The following is a 17,323-nucleotide window of genomic DNA, read 5'->3' on the forward strand; positions in this document are numbered from 1 at the left end:
CGGTGTGGCGCTTACAGTTCATCGACCATCTCGCCGGCGCGCTTGCGGAACAGTTGCAGTCCCAGCGCGCAGCAGAGCAGGCCGGCAATGGCGACCGGCAGCAGGCTGCCCCACTGCGGCATCTGGCCGTTGACCAGGATGTGCTGGTAGGCGCCGATCACGGCCGCCATCGGATTCCACACCAGCAGCTCGCGCACCGGCGCCGGCAGCGTGCTGGCCGGGTAGACTATGGGCGTGAACCAGAACCAGAATTGCAGCACGATGGTGAAGAACTGGCCGACGTCGCGGAAGAAGACGTTGAGCACGCCCAGCACCATGCCGAGGCCGATCGCGAAGACGATCTGCAGCAGCAGCACCGGGAACACCGCGAAGTAGACCCAGCCGGGGAAGCTGCCGGAGATCAGCAGGAAGGCGGTGAACAGGCCGAAGATGATGGCGAAGTTGACCAGCGCATTGAGCACCACGATGATGGGCAGGCAGATGCGCGGGAACTGGAGTTTCTTGATCAGGTTGGCATGGTCGATGAAGACCGACTGGCTGCGCCCGGTGATCTCGGCGAACAGGCCCCAGGTCAGCGCGCCGGCGCACAGGTAGATGCTGTAGGCGAAGGTGGCGGTACTGCCCTGCAGGCGGCTGCCCATCACCTGCGAGAAGATCACGGTGTAGACCAGGATCATGGCCAGCGGGTTGAGGATGGTCCAGGTGGCGCCCAGCAGGGAGTTGCGGTAGCGCGACTGGAACTCGCGCTGCACGCTGCCCAGCACGAAGCCGCGATAGCGCCACAGGCCGCTGAACATTGCGCGGGAAATCATCGTGCCACTCCGCTCTGGCTGGTGGTCCGGCGCGGGGTGCGGCGGTGGAGCGGGCAGGTGATTTTCGTCATGGGGCGGTGGCGCACAGGCCGGGTGGCAAAGCGGCGGATTATAACATGGGCAACTGTACGCCCGAGCGCGCCAAACGGGGCGGCGACCCAGCAGGGACGGGGATAACTGCTATATAATCCCCGTCATTCAGATCGCGGATAGAATTTGTATCCAGATGTTTCCAGTCACCCGTCCCAGCCGCCTCCCATGATCAAAATCCATCTCCAGAACGACAGCGCCGCCGCCGCTCCACCGCTGCCCGTGACGGAGGCGCGGCCGGCGCCGGTCAACGACTGGGCGGTGCAGCCGGAAGTGTTTTTCCTGGAACTGACCAACCACTGCAATATGCACTGCACCTTCTGCCCGTCGGACTACCTGAAGAAGGAGCGCGGCAACGCGGACGACGAGCTGGCGGTGCGCTTCATCGAAGAGGTGCGCGACCTGGGCTTGAACAAGCCCATCCAGTTCAACGTGCTGGGCGAGCCGCTGCTGAACAAGAAGATCTACAAATACATCGACCTGTGCGAGCAGTACGGCATCGAGGTCTACCTGATCAGCAATTTCGCCATCCTGGACGCCGAGCGCGCGAAGAAGATCTTCCAGCACGACAACGTTGCGCTGGTGCTCAGCCTGCAGACGCCGACCGAGGATTCGTACAAGCGCATGCGCGGCTACGACAAGCTGAACTTCGAGCAGTATTTCGACCGCATCTTCCCGGCGCTGCGCGAAAAGTTCGCTGCCGGCAGCGAGTCGCGGGTGGAGGTGCACGTGACGTCGACCTCGAATATGCGCGCCGATTCGACCATCCAGTCCGACTTCGACCTGAATATGTGGGATCCGTTCGATGTCGAGGACAAGGATGCCTTCGTGCTGAATCTGCTAAACCGTTTTGACGGTTTCTCGGAGCAGCTGCGCGCGGAATTCCCCGAACAGTTCGAGACCGAGCGCGTGCGCTCGCTGCAGCAGTATGCCGAGCAGCTGGGCCGCAACCACCTGGCCGCCAGCCGCGACACCATCCCCGACGGCGCGATCGACATGACCGAGGACCAGTTCTGGGGCTATATGTTCGCGCCGAACTGCTTCATCCGTTTCAAGACCTTCGGGCTGTGGACCAAGGAAGAGACCTTCATGAAGACCTTCCTGCCGAAGGAATCGGTGGTCTACGTGGAGGAGCGCGAGGAAGCGCTGGATTGCTCGATGGCGCACAATGTGTCGATGCTGGCGGACGGCCAGATGTCGCTGTGCTGCCTGGACTACGAGGGTGAGATGGGCTTGCCGAATATGCGCGACACCTCGATCGTCGAGCTGCTGCGCGCGCCGGAGCGCGAGGCCATCGCCAAGGATTCGATGAAGTCCGAGGTGTGCCGCCGCTGCCAGGGCAATATCTTCGTGTTCGACAGCGAGGCCAGGGACGAGCGCGCCACGAAGTTCGACAAGTTCGGACGCGGCTGGCATCCGTTCGAGCCGGACATGAACGGCATCGGCGGGCGCTGGTCGAACGGCAATGGCTGGCTGTATTTCCTGGCGCGCCAGGACAGCAATATCCTCAATCTGCGCATCATGAGCATTTACGACAGCGCGACGCCGCTGACGGTGCAGGTGCGCGTCCAGGAGGGCAAGGAGTTCGGCGAGGTGGTGCAGCAGCAGGTGTTCTTCGGCGTGCAGAACCAGATGATCGACGCCGAGTTGCCGGTGAGCCTGAAGCAGGGGCAGTTGTACCGTGTCGACCTGCTGTCGCCGACCTTTGTGCCGGCCGAGGCGCATGGCGGCGACGACCGGCGTTCGCTGGGCATCATGCTGTTCGAGGCGGGGGTGCGGCAGGGCGAGTTGAAGATGGAGGCGCCGGTTGCCGAGCCTGAGCCGGCGCCGCCGGCCGAGGTGCAGCCTGAACCGGTGGTCGCGGCGGAAGTCGCCAGTGGCGGCCGCTTCAAGCGCTGGCTGTCTGCGCTGACCGGCAAGGCTTGACACGTCATTCCCGCGAAAGCGGGAATCCATACATTGCCTGAATTCCCTCAATATTTCGCCGGGCAGGACACTCAGCATGGGTTCCCGCCTACGCGGGAACGACGTTAGCTCTGGGCCAGTTTCTGCAGCGCTTCCGGATCGACGATGATGAGCCGGTGCGTGCCCTTCTTGATGATGCCTTGCTGGGTCAGCGCCAGCAGCGTGCGGGTCACGGTCTCGCGGCTGGTGTTGATCATGTTGGCGATATCCTGGTGGGTCGGCAGGTTCTCGACCACTTCTTCTTCGCCGTCCTTCTTTTCCTTGACCAGTTCCAGGAAGCCGTAGATGCGCTTGGCGGTGTTGTGGATGCTGAGCAAAGCACGGAATTCCGAATCGCGCTGCACCTTGGCGGCCAGGAAGCGCAGCATCTGGTTGGCCACCGACGGCGAGTGCGAGAACAGATGCAGCGCGGTGGCGCGCGGCAGCAGCGCCACCAGCACCGGCGTGGTCGCCACCACCGAAGCCGAACGCATGGTGCCGTTGATGACGGCGATCTCGCCAAAGAAGTCGCCCGGCACCAGCATGCGCAGGCCTATCGCGCGGCCATCCTCCGTAATATCGACCACTTGCAGCTGGCCTTGCAGCAGGAACAGCAGGCTGTCGCCGGTCGCGCCTTTTTGCAGCACCACATCGCGCTTGGCGTATTGGCGGATGCGGATGTCGGCGCGGACCTTGAGCATCTCCTCGTCTGTCAGCTCGGCCAACAGCGGAATCTTGCGCAGGTGAATTTGAAAGTTGGCTGGCTGACCGGACTCCAGCGCCGCCGCTACCGGGTCCAATGGCGGAGCTGCCGGCAGGTCTGCTTCGGGCGTAGTCATGGCGACGGCGCCGCGTTGGCGGAGGAGATGAGGCGGACTGGAATCATGGAATACGCGGCGAACCTGCGGCAAATAGCTGTTATTAAAAGTTGTCCCAGCGCCAATTGAGCTGGATAGCATGGCTATTATATTGAAACAGCGGGATGTTTTCCTGATTTCTTACCGCGCGCCATTCCAGCTGCAGGCTCTGATGGCTACCCAGCGGCATCTGTATGGCCGCGCGCAACTGCCGCATGTCCTGGTGGCGGATGATGTCGATGATGTTCTGCGAATACACCTCGCTGCTTTGCCAGACCTGGCGCGTCCAGCCCAGCTCCCCCTTCAGATTGAAGGGCAGCGGCTGGGTCAGTTGCAGCGAGCTGTACCAGCCGTGGCGGTCGCCGCCGAGGCGGCCGTTCTGGCCCTGGTCCGACAATCCGCTCAGCGAGAACGATACCTGCTGCGCGCCGCGCCAGTACAGATTGGTGCCCAGCTCCAGCGTGTTGGAATCGTACTTGGTGCGGGTCGGGTAGCGCACATGGCTGACGCTGGCCAGCAGCGACCATTGCAGGTTTTCCGGCAAGTCCAGCGGCGGCGTGGCGCGTACCTGCAGCTGTTCCTGGCGCTGGTAAAGCTGGCGTTCCAGTTGCAGCGCGCTGAGCGCGACCGTGCCGTAGCCGCGCCAGCCGCCCCATTGCCAGGGCCGCTCGTAGCCCAGCAGCAGCGAGCCGGTGTCCTGCGTGTGCACATTGTCGTTCTGGCGCATGCGCAGCTGGGCGATCAGCAGCGAGCCGGTCTCGTCGAGCTGTTGCAGGTAGTCTACCCCTACCGTCGTCAGGCGGTCGGGCTTGGGCCAGTACTCGGGGTCGAGCTCCCATTGCGTCTGCGTGCTGCCGCTGCCGATGAAGAACTGGTTGCTGCTGGCGCCCTGGTTGATGTTGTTGTCGTAGCCGCGGCCCAGCGACACCGCCCACAGCGGCCGCCACGATGGCTTGGTGTTGCAGCCGCGCGCGCGGTGCTGGTCGATCAGTTCCTGAATGGCCGGCGGCGGCTTGAAGCGCGTTTCGATCTCGCGGAACAGGCGTTCGGCCTCGGCGCCGTGGCCCAGCGTGCATTGGCTGAACGCCAGGTCCAGCCAGGCGCCGGCGTGGCGCGGCTCGCCTTCCAGGAAGCGCAGCAGCAGGGCGTTGGCGCGCTCCGGCTGGTCGGCCGCCAGCGCGCGCATCGCTTCCAGGTACAGCTCTTCCTGCTGGATGGGCGCGTACGGCTCGGCATTGGCGTCCGCGTGACCGCCGGCATCGGCCGAGGCGACCACGATGTCGCGCTGCGGCGCGGCCGCCTGCGCCTGGGCGGCCGCCGACGCGCCGCTCCATAGCAGCGGCAGCAGCAGCGATGCCAGCAGCAGCGGCGGGCTTACGGCGCGCATGGCGCGTCCTCAAGGGTGTACAGATTAATCGGGTGCTCCTTGCCGCGCAATACGCGCTGGCCCAGTTGGCGGAAACGGTGGCGGCTCGCGCGGCTCACCGTGCCTTCGCCGATGATGATGTCGTACGGGTAATCGCGCGCCGCCTGCTCCAGCCTTGAGGCCGTGTTGACGCTGTCACCCACGGCAGTATAGATGCTGCGCATGGCGGTGCCAAAGTCGCCCGCCATCGCCAGCCCGCTTTCGATGCCGATGCGTACCCGCAGCGGCGGCAGGCCGGCGGCGGCGCGGCGCGTGTTCAAGTGCCGGACCGCCTGCAGCATGGCGCGGGCGGCGTCCAGCGCCAGGTTGGCGTGGTCGGGATTGGGCAGCGGCGCGCCCCAGAACGCGACCATGCCGTCGCCGGTGTATTTGTCGAGGGTGCCGCGCATCGCCAGCACCGGGCGGGTCAGGCAGTCGAGGAATTCGGTGGTCAGGCGCGCGGCTTCTTCGACCGGCAGCGATTCGACGTGGGTGGTGTAGCCTTCCATGTCGGCGATCAGCGTGGTCACGTCCAGCTGGCGCGGGGCCAGCGGGTCTTGCAGGTTGCTGCGCAACAGTTCGTCGACCACGTCGCCCGCGACGTACTGGCGCAGCGTGTCGAGCAGGCGGCGCGAGCGGGTCTGCGCCTGCTGCCAGTGGAACGGCACGGCCACCATCAGCAGGAACAGATTGGACAGCAGCGGGCCGGACGGGCCGAAGCTGGCGTCGTGCGGGGCGATGGCGTAGGCCAGCAGCAGCCACAGCGCCGAGCTGGCGACCAGCAGCGTGACGTTGACGGCGGCCGTGCGGCGCGGCAGCGTGTAGGTGGCCAGCGCCGTCACGCCCAGGCAGAACAGCAGCGCGATCAGGCTGCCGGGCCAGGGCGCGGGGGCCAGGCCGGCCTGGCGGTCCAGCAGGCCGGTCAGCATGGAGGCGTGCACCATCAGCCCGGCGCTGAGCGCGCCCAGCGGCGTGGCGACGCGGTCGCCGATGCTCAGCGCGGAAGAGCCGATCAGCACCAGCCGGCCCTGGATGAACTCGGGCGGCACGCGCTGGTCCAACAGGTCGGCGGCCTTGGCGACCTCGTAGGCGGGCCAGTCGCGGGTGTAGGGGATGCGTACCCAGCCGTTGGCGGTGTCCGGCAGCGGGCGGCCGCCGGCGCAGCAGTCGAACAGCGCGCGCGACAGCGTCGGATAGCTGCGGCCGTTGAAGACGGTTTGCATCGGCACCTGGCGCAGCACGCCGTCGGGATCGGGGGCGACGCCGATGTTGCCGAAGTGGCTGGCCTGCGCCAGGCCGGCGTGGTTGGCGATGTAGCCGTAGGCCGGCACGCCGCCGGGCACGGCGCCGGGCGCGCCGCCGGCCAGCATGCCGCTGTGCAGCGGATCTTCGCGCTGGCCGAAATCGAACAGCTGGGCCACCACCAGCGGCGCGTGCTGGGACAGCATCGTCATGCGGGCGTCGCCGGCGGCGTCGGCCGGTTTTTCCTGCAGGATGTCGAGCGCGACGCCGCGGGCGCCGTCGGCCAGCAGGGCTTCCACCATTTCCGCCATGCGGGTGCGCGGCCAGGGCCAGGGGTAGCGTTCGAGGCTGGTTTCATCGATGTCCACCAGCAGCATGCGCTGTTCCGGCTGGGGGCTGGCGCGCAGCAGGGTGGAGCGGTCGCGCAGCCAGTTGTCCAGCCGCTGCGCCGCGCCGTCGTGGTCCCACTGGACCCAGGCGGTGATCAGCAGCGCGGCAACGGCGATGCAGCTGCGCGCGACAGAGGTGGAGGGGAACGGAATGCGCAAAATAGCCGGTGATCCAGGTGGGGCGGCCGCTGGTGGGCCGCGCAAAATAAAGTAGTTGCTGCGGTAAAATAATCGCCCAGTATAACGGCTTGTGCTGGGAAGGAATAGTGCGAATTATTTTTTTTATATTGTTTCCAAAATCACAGCGACTGGTGTGGCGGCGGCCTCCACTCAATTGTATCCAAATGAAAGAATGTGACCCGAGTCACATACTTTCAAGGAGGATAGCGGAGAATGTAGGCTGAGGGAGAAACTTATTATGCGCAATCAATTTCACACCATATTAGCGGCCATGTTGCTGGGCCTGGGACTGCTGGCATCCGCCGCCCAGGCTGGCGAAGCCGGGAAGGTCGTGTTCGTCGCTGGCCAGGCCAGTGTCGGCACGCGTCCTGTCGCGCTCGACGCGGCCATCCAGGAGGGTGACGAATTGACCACCGGCGCCGACGGTTATGTCTACGTCAAGACCGTCGACCAGGGTTTCCTGGTGCTGCGCCCGAACAGCAAGGCCCGCATCGTCGCCTACCATATCGATACGCAAAACCCGGCCAACACCCGCGTCAAGCTGGAGTTGCTGCAGGGCGTGGCGCGTAGCATCTCCGGCGCCGGCGTCAAGCAGGCGCGGCAGAACTTCCGCTTCAATACGCCGGTCGCCGCGATCGGCGTGCGCGGCACCGATTTCGTCGTCTACACCGACCAGCAGACGTCGCGCGTGACCGTGGTGTCGGGCGGCGTGGTGGTCAGCGGCTTTGCCGGCGGCTGCGGTCCGGAAGGCGGCGGCCCTTGCGAGGGCGGCGCCAGCCGTGAACTGTTCGCCGGCCAGGCCGGGCTGATGCTGCAGGTGCAGCGCGGCCAGACCAGCCCGCAACTGCTGCGCAGCCCGGTGATGTCGCCGGCCGATCAGGGGGCGCCGGCGCGTCCTGACGAGCCTGCGGGTAAAGTTGGTGCGACCAGCCCGAGCGGCGATGTCAATCTCGACGCGCAGAAGTCCAATAACGTACTGAATAATAGCAAGCAGATTACTCAGACCAGTAATAATAACCCCGGTGGTGGCACGACGGTGCCGCCGCTGGTGGATCAAAAGCCGGACGTACCGTTGGTCAATCCTCCGGTCGATGTGACGCCGCCGGTTGTGGTGCGTTCTGAGCCAGAAGTTTTCTGGGGGCGTTACCAGGCGATCGCCGGCGCCAAGGTCGATGCTGAGTTGCAGGCTAAGCTTAATAGTGGCAAGTACGAAGCGCCGTTGTTTGCCGGCGGTTATCAGATTACCCGCCCGATCGCGAACAACTTGACGATGCCGAAAGAGGGCAGTGTGTCATTTGCCTTGACCAGTAGTGATGCGACGCTACAGCGAACCGGACGCGATGCGGTAGTGGCGGCCGTCGAGGATGCGCACCTGAACGTGAATTTCGCCACCAAAGCCTTTGATACCGGCCTTACCGTGGTCGGCGATGGCTTGCGGGTGCCGATTAGTTCCAGCGGCACTATTACCAACAGCATTATCTCTAAGGGCATGTTCGTCAACCCGACGCTGGGTAGTACCATCGTTCGTGGTTATCTGGGAGGCGCCAATGCCACTGAGGCTGCCTATATCTTCCAGAATATCCAGCCTGGAGTTACCGTCACCGGTGGAACCACCTGGTCGCGCTAGAAATGATGTGCATATATTAGGCTGCAGAGTGGGATTAATGATTGCTGCTTAATTTGCTGTCAGTATTAATAATCGGGTAATATCGCATGCGCGACATTATCCGATTTTTTTTGCATGATGGCGTCGTGCTGAATGAGCGGATAGAATGATGCCCGCTGTCAGTTCAGCAGTAGTTTTTTTGACCTATTTGCATAATTATTGAGCAGTTGGATACAAATAGTTTCAAATTGGGCGGAAAAACTTTTTGATTTGTGATGCCCGTCACAAAGTTTGTGGCGTGGTGTGGCAATATACACCCACCTCTGCAAGAAGTGTTCAGTGTGATACGGCGCTGTATGCTCTGAACAGCAGAATTTATGGTTTAAACCAAAACTTTTTAAGGAATATCATCATGGCGGCAACTGATTACGCAGCAGTAGTACAACAACTGTACATTTCCTACTTCGGCCGTCCTGCCGATTACTACGCTCTGCAGGCTTTCACGACCCAACTGGCAGCTGCAGACACCACCGGCGGCACCCTGGTTACCACCGAAGCTCTGAGCGCCTACGCTCAAGCTAACCCAACTTCGGCAGCTGGCAAACTGGTTGCTAGCTTCGCAGGCAAGCCAGAAGCAGTTGCTCTGTACGGCACCGGCACCGACATCGGCTCGATCTCGAAATTTGTCAATGCCATCTACCAAAACGTTCTGCACCGCGATGCAGACAACGAAGGCGGCGCTTACTGGATCAACGCTATCGTTTCCGGTGGCGTGAGCAAAGAAAACGCAGCCCTGGCGATCACCCAAGGCGCGCTGGGTAACACCTCGCCACAAGGTCTGATCGACGCCGCTCTGGTGAAAAACACCGCAGCGGTCGCTATCGACTTCACCAACTCGCTGGACACCATCCCTAAGATCAACTCGTTCTCGGGTGATGCTGCTGCTGCTGCTGCACGTGGCCTGCTGCTGCAAGTCAACTCGACCACCGATCTGACCGCCTTCCACGCTAACGTGACCACGGCCATCGCTAACCTGATCATTCCAGTGACCAACCCAATCTCCCTGATTGCTGGTCCTGAAACTCAGCTGGGCACCGCTGGTAACGATGTCTTCAACGGCACCGGCACCACCTTCTCCGCTCTGGACAGCATCGACGGCGGCGCTGGTAACAACTCGCTGGTAATCTCCGACGCAGCTGGCGTACTGGGTGGTTCGGTTCCTGCTGGCGTAGTCGTGAAAAACGTGCAAACCTTCTCGGTAAACACCGCTGCTGGCCTGGGTACCGTTGGCGCTGCTGGCACCCCAGCAACTGCACAAGTGAACAACTACGCTTTCGCTGCTGCTGCTGGCGCTGACACCGTTGTTGTGAACTACGGCACCCTGTCGACCACGATGAACTTGACCGCAACTGCGGCAACCAACCAGGCTAACTTCATCGCTGCCATCAACGCACTGGCTGGCGGCACCGTTGCCACCGCTGGCGCCGGCACCTCGGTTAACGTGACTGCACCAGTGGCCGGTACCGCGCTGCCAGTTATCAGCTTCTCGTCGTTCTCGGTTGCTGGCGATGCTGCTACCATCACCGTAACCACCCCAACCGCTAACGGTGCTGCTGTCGCTGGTTCGACCAACGCAGTCTACGACGTTTCCGGCTTCGGCGGTCTGACCAACGTGACCGTAAATGCAGCTGGTTCGGTGAACCTGAAAGTTTCGGAAACCACCACCACCACCGTTACCGACACCGCTAATGCAGCTGTGACCGTGACCGGTGGCCTGGTTACCAAGGTTAACGCTGCTACTGGCGCTGTTATCGTCGCTGGTAACGCTGGTGGCCTGACCACCGCCAACGTTAAAGGCGGTAGCACTGTTGACGTTCAAACCAACGCCAGCGGTTCCCTGGTCGACAAGCTGACCACCGTTACCCTGGACGGCAACTCGGGTGCTGCAACCATCCAGTCCGACGCGCTGACCACCCTGGGTGTTGCTAACGGCAACCAGAACGTTACCGTTACCGCTGCTGCTGCTACCCGCGCACTGGCACTGACCGTGAACTCGCTGACCGGTGGCATCATCACCGACAACACTGCTACCACGCTGACCGTGAAGAGCACTGGCGATGCGAAGAGCACCGGCGTAACCCTGGCTGCTGCTGCTGCAACCGCTGTTACCCTGAGCGGCGACAAGGCACTGACCCTGACCTCGCTGAACGCAGCTGCGGCAACCGCACTGACCGTCAACGACAGCGCCCTGACCACCATCAGCGCCTTCGGCACCACCAACAAACTGGCTACCGTAACGGTAACCGGTGCTGGCGGCCTGAAAGCTGACGTATCGGCTCAATCGGTACTGACCTCGGTTGACGCTTCGGGTTCGAGCGGTGCTAACTCCATCACCCTGAACGCAGCTCTGACCGCTTACAAAGGCGGTTCGGGTGTTGACACCGTGACCGTGGCAACTGCTCCTACCGTAGCTATCGACGGTGGCGCAGGTACCGCTGACGTGATCATCGAAAACTCGCTGACCGACATCCTGACCGGCAACACCAAGATCACCGGTTTCGAAACCCTGGGTCTGGGTGTTCTGGCTGGTGGCGGTAACACCTTCGACGCTACCGGCTTCGCTCACCTGTCGATCGCTAGCGGCGTTGCAGGTAACGTGGTCTTCGGTAACGTAGCTGGTGGCGCAGATCTGGCCATCACCGGCGCTGCTGGTTTCTCCGTTGGTTACTCGCTGGCTAACGCCACCGGCCTGACCGACGTGCTGAGCCTGAAACTGAGCGCCGCTGCTGCTGCTGCAAACAACGTGTCGGCTGCTGGCATCGAAACCGTGAACATCTCGGTAGTTGATACCAACACCACCGCTGGTCACGCTGCATTCTCCGAAACGCTGACCCTGTCGGCTAGCTCGGCAGCCAAGCTGGCAATCACCGGTAACGGCACGATGGGTCTGACCCTGATCGATACCGATACCGCCATCACCTCGGCTGACGCTTCGGGTCTGGTTGTTTCCGGCACCGGCGCAGCAGGCACCGGCTTCCAGTGGGCAACTGCCAACTTGGCTGCTGCTGCTACCATCAAAGGTTCGGCAAACGGCGGCGACATCATCGACGGCACCAACGCTACCAAAGCGCTGACCATCACCGTTGCTGGCGGCACCAATGCAGTTACCGGCGGCGCTGCTGCTGACACCATCACCGCAGGCAATGGTTCGAACACCATCGATGCTAAAGCTGGCAACGACATCATCACCGTAGGTTCGGGTGCCAACTCGATCAAAGGTGGTGCTGGTGCCGATACCATCACCCTGGCTGCTCACGTAGGCAAAGTGGACACCATCGTTCAAACTTCGGCTAGCGCCGGTGTTGGTGATTCGGGCAATAACACCGCCCTGAATACCCAGACCTCGGTTCTGACCGGTTCGTTCGACGTGGTTAAAGGTATCGCTGTTGGCGACAAGCTGGATCTGTCCGGCATCACCGGCTTCACCTACGTTTCCGCCAACCTGACTTTCGGCGCTACCAACCTGGCAGCTGCTGACGGTAAAGTGGTATTCGCTTCGGGTACCTATGACGCAGCCAACGGCATCTTCAACTACGGTGCTAGCGGTGCTGACACCATCGTGACCTACGACACCGACGCTACCGGTGCTGTTGCTGGTCAAAGCATCGTCCTGGTCGGCTACCACGCTAGCTCGACCGCGACGACCGCTGCTGCTGGTATCGTAACCCTGGGCTAATCGCTCGCTAGAGTCGTATTGATTCGGAGAGCGCAGTTGGCTCTCCGACCCGCAAAGGCCGAGCTCACGCTCGGCCTTTGTTTATTGGTGTCGTAAAAAAAGTCGCCATCCCTCTTGTATTTCTTCTTTGTTGCTGGGTCTTTGTAAAAAATGTGATGAGCATCACATTTTTTGTGGAAATTCGGCGATAATGTCTGCTCTCGCTGTACCAGCGAATTCTTTGACCATTCCCCATCCTCGCGACTATATTGATATAGGGTGGTTGTCAATTTAGCACCATTGATAGGCCGCGCTCTGCGCGTAATGATATGAAAAAACAGTTAATAGACCCGAATAGCGAAATTGCACAGGTGCTGCGCACCTTCAAAGGAACGTTCGTTACCGTTGGCACTTTCAGTGCGATCAGCAATCTGCTGATGTTGGCGCCATCGCTGTACATGTTGCAGGTGTATGATCGCGTGCTGGGTAGCCGCAACGAGATTACGCTGCTGATGCTTACCCTGATGATCCTGGGGGCGTATGCATTCATGGGAGCATTGGAATTGATCCGTAGTTTTGTGCTGGTGCGAGTCGGGGCGAAATTCGACATGCAGCTCAACAAGCGCGTCTATACGGCGGCGTTTGAACAGAATCTGAAGCGCGCGGGCGGTAACGCCGGCCAGTCCCTGGCAGATCTGACCAGTGTCCGACAATTCCTTACTGGTAACGCGCTGTTTGCGTTTTTCGATGCGCCGTGGTTCCCGGTTTACCTAATCGTTATCTTTGTCTTTGAACCTAGCTTGGGGCTGTTTTCGTTGTGTGGCACTGCGCTGCTGGTGTTGTGCGCGTACGTCAATGAGCGCGTTTCGCACAAGCCGCTGTCGGAGGCGAATTCCATGTCGATCGCCGCGAATACGCTGGCGACCAATAATCTGCGCAATGCGGAGGTGATCGAATCCATGGGCATGCTGCCGAACCTGATGGGGCGCTGGTACAAGTTACATGGCAAGTTCCTTCACCTGCAAGCCGAAGCTAGCGAGAAGGCCGGTGTAGTCGGCGCAGTGACCAAATTCGTGCAAGTCTCACTGCAATCGCTGGTACTGGGTTTCGGTGCATTGCTGGTGCTGGAGAATAAAATCTCCCCCGGGATGATGATTGCAGCGTCTATTCTGGTGGGGCGCGCCTTGGCGCCGGTGCAGCAAGTCATCGGTGTATGGAAATCGTTCAGTACGGTGCGCAGCGCCTATGAACGCCTTAATAATTTGTTGGCTGCAAACCCTGCCCGCACGGCGGGCATGGAACTGCCTAGACCGCAAGGCAACTTGTCGGTGGAGTCGGTCACGGCCGCAGTGCCTGGCACGAATGTGCCAGTACTGCGCGGTGTGAATTTCGCGATCCAGGCCGGCGACGTGCTGGGCGTGATCGGCCCTAGCGGCTCGGGCAAGTCGACGCTGGCGCGGCTGCTGGTTGGCGTCTGGCCCGCAGGCCTGGGTAAAGTGCGTCTCGACAGCGCCGATATCTATCATTGGAACAAGGCCGAACTGGGGCCGCATATCGGTTATCTGCCGCAGGATATCGAATTGTTCGGCGGTACCATCAGTGAAAATATCGCCCGTTTTGGCGAGGTGGACGCAGAGAAGGTGGTGTTGGCGGCTAAACGCGCCGGTGTGCACGAGCTGATTCTGCATTTCCCGGACGGCTACGACACCCGTCTGGGCGACGGCGGCGCCGGCTTGTCCGGCGGCCAGCGTCAGCGTCTGGGACTGGCCCGCGCCATGTATGGCGACCCATCGCTGATCGTGCTGGACGAACCGAATTCTAACCTGGACGATATCGGCGAACAGGCTCTGCTGCAAGCGATCAATGACCTGCGTTCGCGTGGCAAGACTATTGTGCTGATTACTCACCGTACCAGCGTGATTAGCGCAACCAACAAGCTGTTGCTATTGCGCGATGGCGCGGTGGCTGCTTTCGGTCCAAGCAATCAGGTGCTGCAGGCGCTGCAGGACGCAACCCAGAAGCAGCTGGAAGCGCAGCAACAGCAAGCGCAAGCGGCTCAGCGTGCGGCGCAAGAGGATGCGATGCGGGTAGCGCAACAGCAGCAGGCAGCGCAGCAGGCCGCTGCGCAACAAGCAGAACAGGAATAAGCGATGAACATTATCAAGAAAGAGCAACCGGCGGTTGAGGTGATCAGCCATGACGTTGAACCGTTGACGGTCAATACCGATGCTGGCGCCTATGCCAAACTCGGTTGGATTATCGTGCTGGCCGGGGTGGTCGGCTTTCTGATTTGGGCGACCTTGGCGCCGTTGGATAAGGGGGTACCGCTATCCGGCACGGTGGTGAAGGAAAACAGCCGCAAAGCCGTTCAGTATATGGCCGGCGGTATTGTGCAAGACATTCTGGTGCATGACGGCGACCATGTGAAGCAAGGTCAGGTACTTGTGCGGATGAATAATATCCAGGTTAAATCTTCCCTGGACGTCACGTTGGCCCAGTACCTGAGTGCGCGCGCCTCCGAAGCACGCCTGTTGGCTGAATTGGCGGATAAATCAAGCGTGCCGTTCCCTGAGGCGCTGGTGCCCTATAAAGCAGATCCGCGCGTGGCTTCAATGATGGAATTGCAAAATCAGTTGATGAACTCGCGTCAATCGGCACTGCGCTCCGAGCTTGCTGGTGCCGATGAGAACATCGCAGGTATTGAAAGCCAGTCCAGGGGGCTGGAGGAATCCCGCGGCAACAAGAAGGAGCAGCTGGCGATGTTGAAGGAGCAGCTCGACGGTGCTCGCGACTTGGTGCGTGATGGCTATATGGCGCGTAACCGCTTCCTCGATATTCAACGCACGTATTCGCAAGTCGAAGGTGCGATCTCCGAAGACATCGGGAACATCGGCCGTGCCAAGCGGCAGATTGCGGAACTGCGTCTGAAGAAAATTCAACGTACGCAGGATACCCAACGCGAACTGCGTGGCCTGCTGAGCGATGTGCAAAAAGAAGCCACGGCGTTGGAAGCGCGGCTGGAAGCGCAGCAATTTGATGTTGGCAACGTCGAAGTCAAGTCGCCGGCTGACGGTATCGTGCTCGGCTCTACGGTATTCACCAAAGGCGGTGTCGTTGGTGCCGGCGTGAAGATGATGGAGATTGTACCGACCGAAGATACGCTGGTGGTCGAGGGCCAGTTGGCCGTGAATCTGGTCGACAAGGTGCATGATGGCTTGCCTGTGGAACTGATCTTTGCTGCCTTCAATACCAACAAGACGCCGCACATCAGCGGCACCGTTGTCCAAGTCGCTGCCGACCGTTCGATCGACGAACACAACGGCTCGCCTTACTACAAGGTCCGGGCCAGGGTTACGCCGGAAGGCATGAAGATGATCACTGCCAAGAAAATGAACGTCATCCCCGGCATGCCGGTCGAGATGTTCGTCAAAACGGGTGAGCGCAGCATGATGAGTTATCTGCTCAAGCCTTTGTTTGACCGTGCCAAAACTTCGATGACGGAGGAGTAAAGTGAGCTACCTCTCGAAGCAAGGCAAGACGCTGAAGACAGTCGCGGCGGCAGTGGCCGGCGCGGTGCTGCTGTACGCGCCTGCCGCCAGTGCCCTGGGCTTGGTGGAAGCGTATCAAGCCGCGCTGAAGAACGATGCGGCGTACCGCGCGGCATACTATGCCAGCGAGGCTGGCAAAGAGAACCGCCTCCTCGGCCGCTCCAATTTGCTGCCGTCGATTTCGGGCAGCTACAATGCCAGCAAGAACCGGACTACCATCTCCGAGGGCAGTGCGTCGGTGGCGCGCGACTACATCAGCCGCAACGCCACGATACAGGTGCGCCAAACACTGTTCAGCCTGGATGCCTATGCGCGTTACAAGCAGGGTGCCGCCCAGAGCAACTACGCGGCGGCGCAGTTCGAAAGCCAGCAGCAGGAAGTGATCTCGCGCGTGGTGAACGCCTATTTTGATGTGCTGTACAAGCAGGATCTGCTGGCACTGTTCAAGGTTGAGCGCGATGTCTACGTCGAGCAGCGCAAGGTCAACGACCGGCTGTTCGAAAAAGGCGAAGGCACCCGCACCGATATGCTGGAAAGCCAGGCGCGTCTGGATGCGGCCGAAGCGACCGTGCTGGAAGGGCAGGATGCGCTGAACAATTCGCGCAGTGCGCTGGCGGCCGTGATCGGCGGCGATGTCGGCGAGCTGGACAGACTGGTGTCGAACTTTGAAACCCGGCCGGCCGATACGCAGGGCTATGAGGCGTGGAAGACCGTCGCGCTGGAGCGCAATCCCGATATCAAGACGCTGGTGTATGGTGTCGAGATCGCGAAGCAGGAAGTCAACAAGGCTTACTCGGGCCATACGCCGCGCGTGGATTTTGTCGCATCCTATGGCCGCAGTTCTGCCGATACGGTGCAGACCTTCAATCAAGACAACATCGTCCGCAGTATCGGCGTGCAGGTGAACATTCCGCTGTATTCCGGCGGCGCCGTCAGTGCGCAGAGTCGTCAGGCCGTGGCCAATCAGGAAAAGGCCAAGGCGGATCTGCAGGGGCAAAAAGACAAGGTGCTGCTTGAACTGCGCAAGGACTACGATTCCTTGGCGAGCAGTGTGGCGCGCATCGATGCGTTGAAGAAGGCCGTTGCGTCGTCGGAGCTGCTGATCAAGGCCACGCAGCAAAGCGTCAAGGGCGGTGTGCGCATCAATCTGGACGTGCTCAACGCCACGCAGCAACTCTTCACCAACAAGCGCGACCTGGCGCAGGCCCGCTACAACTACTTGTTGAACACACTGCGCATGCGTGCGGCAGCGGGTACGCTGTCCGAGACTGATGTGCAGGAGATAGCGCCTTACTTCCGCGCCGAGTCATGATGATGGATGACGAGTTGGAGGTGACTGTCAATGGCGTCAGCTACAAGGTTCGCGAGCTGAGCGATGCCGCGCAGGAGCAGGTGACCAACCTGCAATTTGTCGATGCGCAGATCGCTGACCTGACCGCCAAGCTGGCGGTCTACCAGACTGCGCGGAATGCCTATCAGTCGGCGTTGCAGTTGCTGCTGCCAGTCACCAAGCAGTAATCCAGCAAATGAAATAA

General features: G+C 61.1%; 11 protein-coding genes. 7 read left to right on the forward strand and 4 right to left on the reverse strand.

Annotation, left to right across the window (positions count from 1 at the left end; all coding sequences use genetic code 11):
• Positions 1-11: 11 nt before the first annotated feature.
• Positions 12-812 carry an ABC transporter permease gene (locus tag GEV02_RS17120; RefSeq protein WP_152839125.1) on the reverse strand — a complete coding sequence of 267 codons (801 nt, stop codon included), beginning with the start codon at positions 810-812 and terminating at the stop codon, positions 12-14.
• A gap of 258 nt (positions 813-1,070) precedes the next feature.
• Between GEV02_RS17120 and GEV02_RS17125 the strand changes: the two genes are divergently transcribed.
• Positions 1,071-2,828, forward strand: coding sequence for a radical SAM/SPASM domain-containing protein (locus GEV02_RS17125; protein WP_152839126.1), 1,758 nt, complete (start codon positions 1,071-1,073; stop codon positions 2,826-2,828).
• 104 nt (positions 2,829-2,932) lie between these two features.
• Here the strand turns inward: GEV02_RS17125 and GEV02_RS17130 are convergent, their stop codons facing one another.
• The 3 genes from GEV02_RS17130 to GEV02_RS17140 all read right to left on the reverse strand — a co-directional run bounded on the left by GEV02_RS17130 (position 2,933) and on the right by GEV02_RS17140 (position 6,898).
• Positions 2,933-3,685, reverse strand: a complete 753-nt coding sequence (locus GEV02_RS17130; RefSeq protein WP_152839127.1) for a Crp/Fnr family transcriptional regulator — start codon at positions 3,683-3,685, stop codon at positions 2,933-2,935.
• 82 nt (positions 3,686-3,767) lie between these two features.
• Positions 3,768-5,090, reverse strand: coding sequence for a tetratricopeptide repeat protein (locus tag GEV02_RS17135; protein WP_152839128.1), 1,323 nt, complete (start codon positions 5,088-5,090; stop codon positions 3,768-3,770).
• A complete protein-coding gene (locus GEV02_RS17140; protein WP_152839129.1) occupies positions 5,078-6,898 on the reverse strand; it encodes a CHASE2 domain-containing protein in 1,821 nt (606 codons plus the stop codon). Before GEV02_RS17140 ends, GEV02_RS17135 begins: the two co-directional genes overlap by 13 nt.
• Positions 6,899-7,157: 259 nt before the next feature.
• Here GEV02_RS17140 and GEV02_RS17145 point away from each other — a divergent pair, with 259 nt between their 5' ends.
• From GEV02_RS17145 to GEV02_RS17170, 6 genes are all read left to right on the forward strand, one after another.
• Positions 7,158-8,546 (forward strand): FecR family protein, encoded by a 1,389-nt coding sequence (locus GEV02_RS17145; RefSeq protein ID WP_152839130.1) that lies wholly within the window; start codon positions 7,158-7,160, stop codon positions 8,544-8,546.
• A gap of 391 nt (positions 8,547-8,937) precedes the next feature.
• On the forward strand, positions 8,938-12,261 hold the full coding sequence (locus tag GEV02_RS17150; protein ID WP_152839131.1) for a beta strand repeat-containing protein: 3,324 nt from the start codon (positions 8,938-8,940) through the stop codon (positions 12,259-12,261).
• Positions 12,262-12,569: 308 nt separating this feature from the next.
• A complete protein-coding gene (locus GEV02_RS17155) occupies positions 12,570-14,387 on the forward strand; it encodes a type I secretion system permease/ATPase (RefSeq protein ID WP_152839132.1) in 1,818 nt (605 codons plus the stop codon).
• A 3-nt stretch (positions 14,388-14,390) separates the two neighbouring features.
• A complete protein-coding gene (locus GEV02_RS17160) occupies positions 14,391-15,749 on the forward strand; it encodes an HlyD family type I secretion periplasmic adaptor subunit (RefSeq protein ID WP_152839133.1) in 1,359 nt (452 codons plus the stop codon).
• Position 15,750: 1 nt separating this feature from the next.
• Positions 15,751-17,100, forward strand: coding sequence for a TolC family outer membrane protein (locus GEV02_RS17165; RefSeq protein WP_328595837.1), 1,350 nt, complete (start codon positions 15,751-15,753; stop codon positions 17,098-17,100).
• A complete protein-coding gene (locus GEV02_RS17170) occupies positions 17,097-17,306 on the forward strand; it encodes a DUF6447 family protein (protein ID WP_235922808.1) in 210 nt (69 codons plus the stop codon). Before GEV02_RS17165 ends, GEV02_RS17170 begins: the two co-directional genes overlap by 4 nt.
• Positions 17,307-17,323 lie beyond the last annotated feature (17 nt).

Origin of the sequence: Rugamonas aquatica (assembly GCF_009380215.1) — a bacterium.
GTDB classification, from domain to species: Bacteria; Pseudomonadota; Gammaproteobacteria; order Burkholderiales; family Burkholderiaceae_D; genus Rugamonas; species Rugamonas aquatica_B.

Coding starts and splice junctions, on each gene's coding strand:
- GEV02_RS17145 (WP_152839130.1), top strand. CDS start 7,158: ATGCGCAATCAATTTCACACCATATTAGCGGCCATGTTGCTGGGCCTG.
- GEV02_RS17125 (WP_152839126.1), top strand. CDS start 1,071: ATGATCAAAATCCATCTCCAGAACGACAGCGCCGCCGCCGCTCCACCG.
- GEV02_RS17135 (WP_152839128.1), bottom strand. CDS start 5,090: ATGCGCGCCGTAAGCCCGCCGCTGCTGCTGGCATCGCTGCTGCTGCCG.
- GEV02_RS17130 (WP_152839127.1), bottom strand. CDS start 3,685: ATGACTACGCCCGAAGCAGACCTGCCGGCAGCTCCGCCATTGGACCCG.
- GEV02_RS17160 (WP_152839133.1), top strand. CDS start 14,391: ATGAACATTATCAAGAAAGAGCAACCGGCGGTTGAGGTGATCAGCCAT.
- GEV02_RS17150 (WP_152839131.1), top strand. CDS start 8,938: ATGGCGGCAACTGATTACGCAGCAGTAGTACAACAACTGTACATTTCC.
- GEV02_RS17155 (WP_152839132.1), top strand. CDS start 12,570: ATGAAAAAACAGTTAATAGACCCGAATAGCGAAATTGCACAGGTGCTG.
- GEV02_RS17120 (WP_152839125.1), bottom strand. CDS start 812: ATGATTTCCCGCGCAATGTTCAGCGGCCTGTGGCGCTATCGCGGCTTC.
- GEV02_RS17170 (WP_235922808.1), top strand. CDS start 17,097: ATGATGATGGATGACGAGTTGGAGGTGACTGTCAATGGCGTCAGCTAC.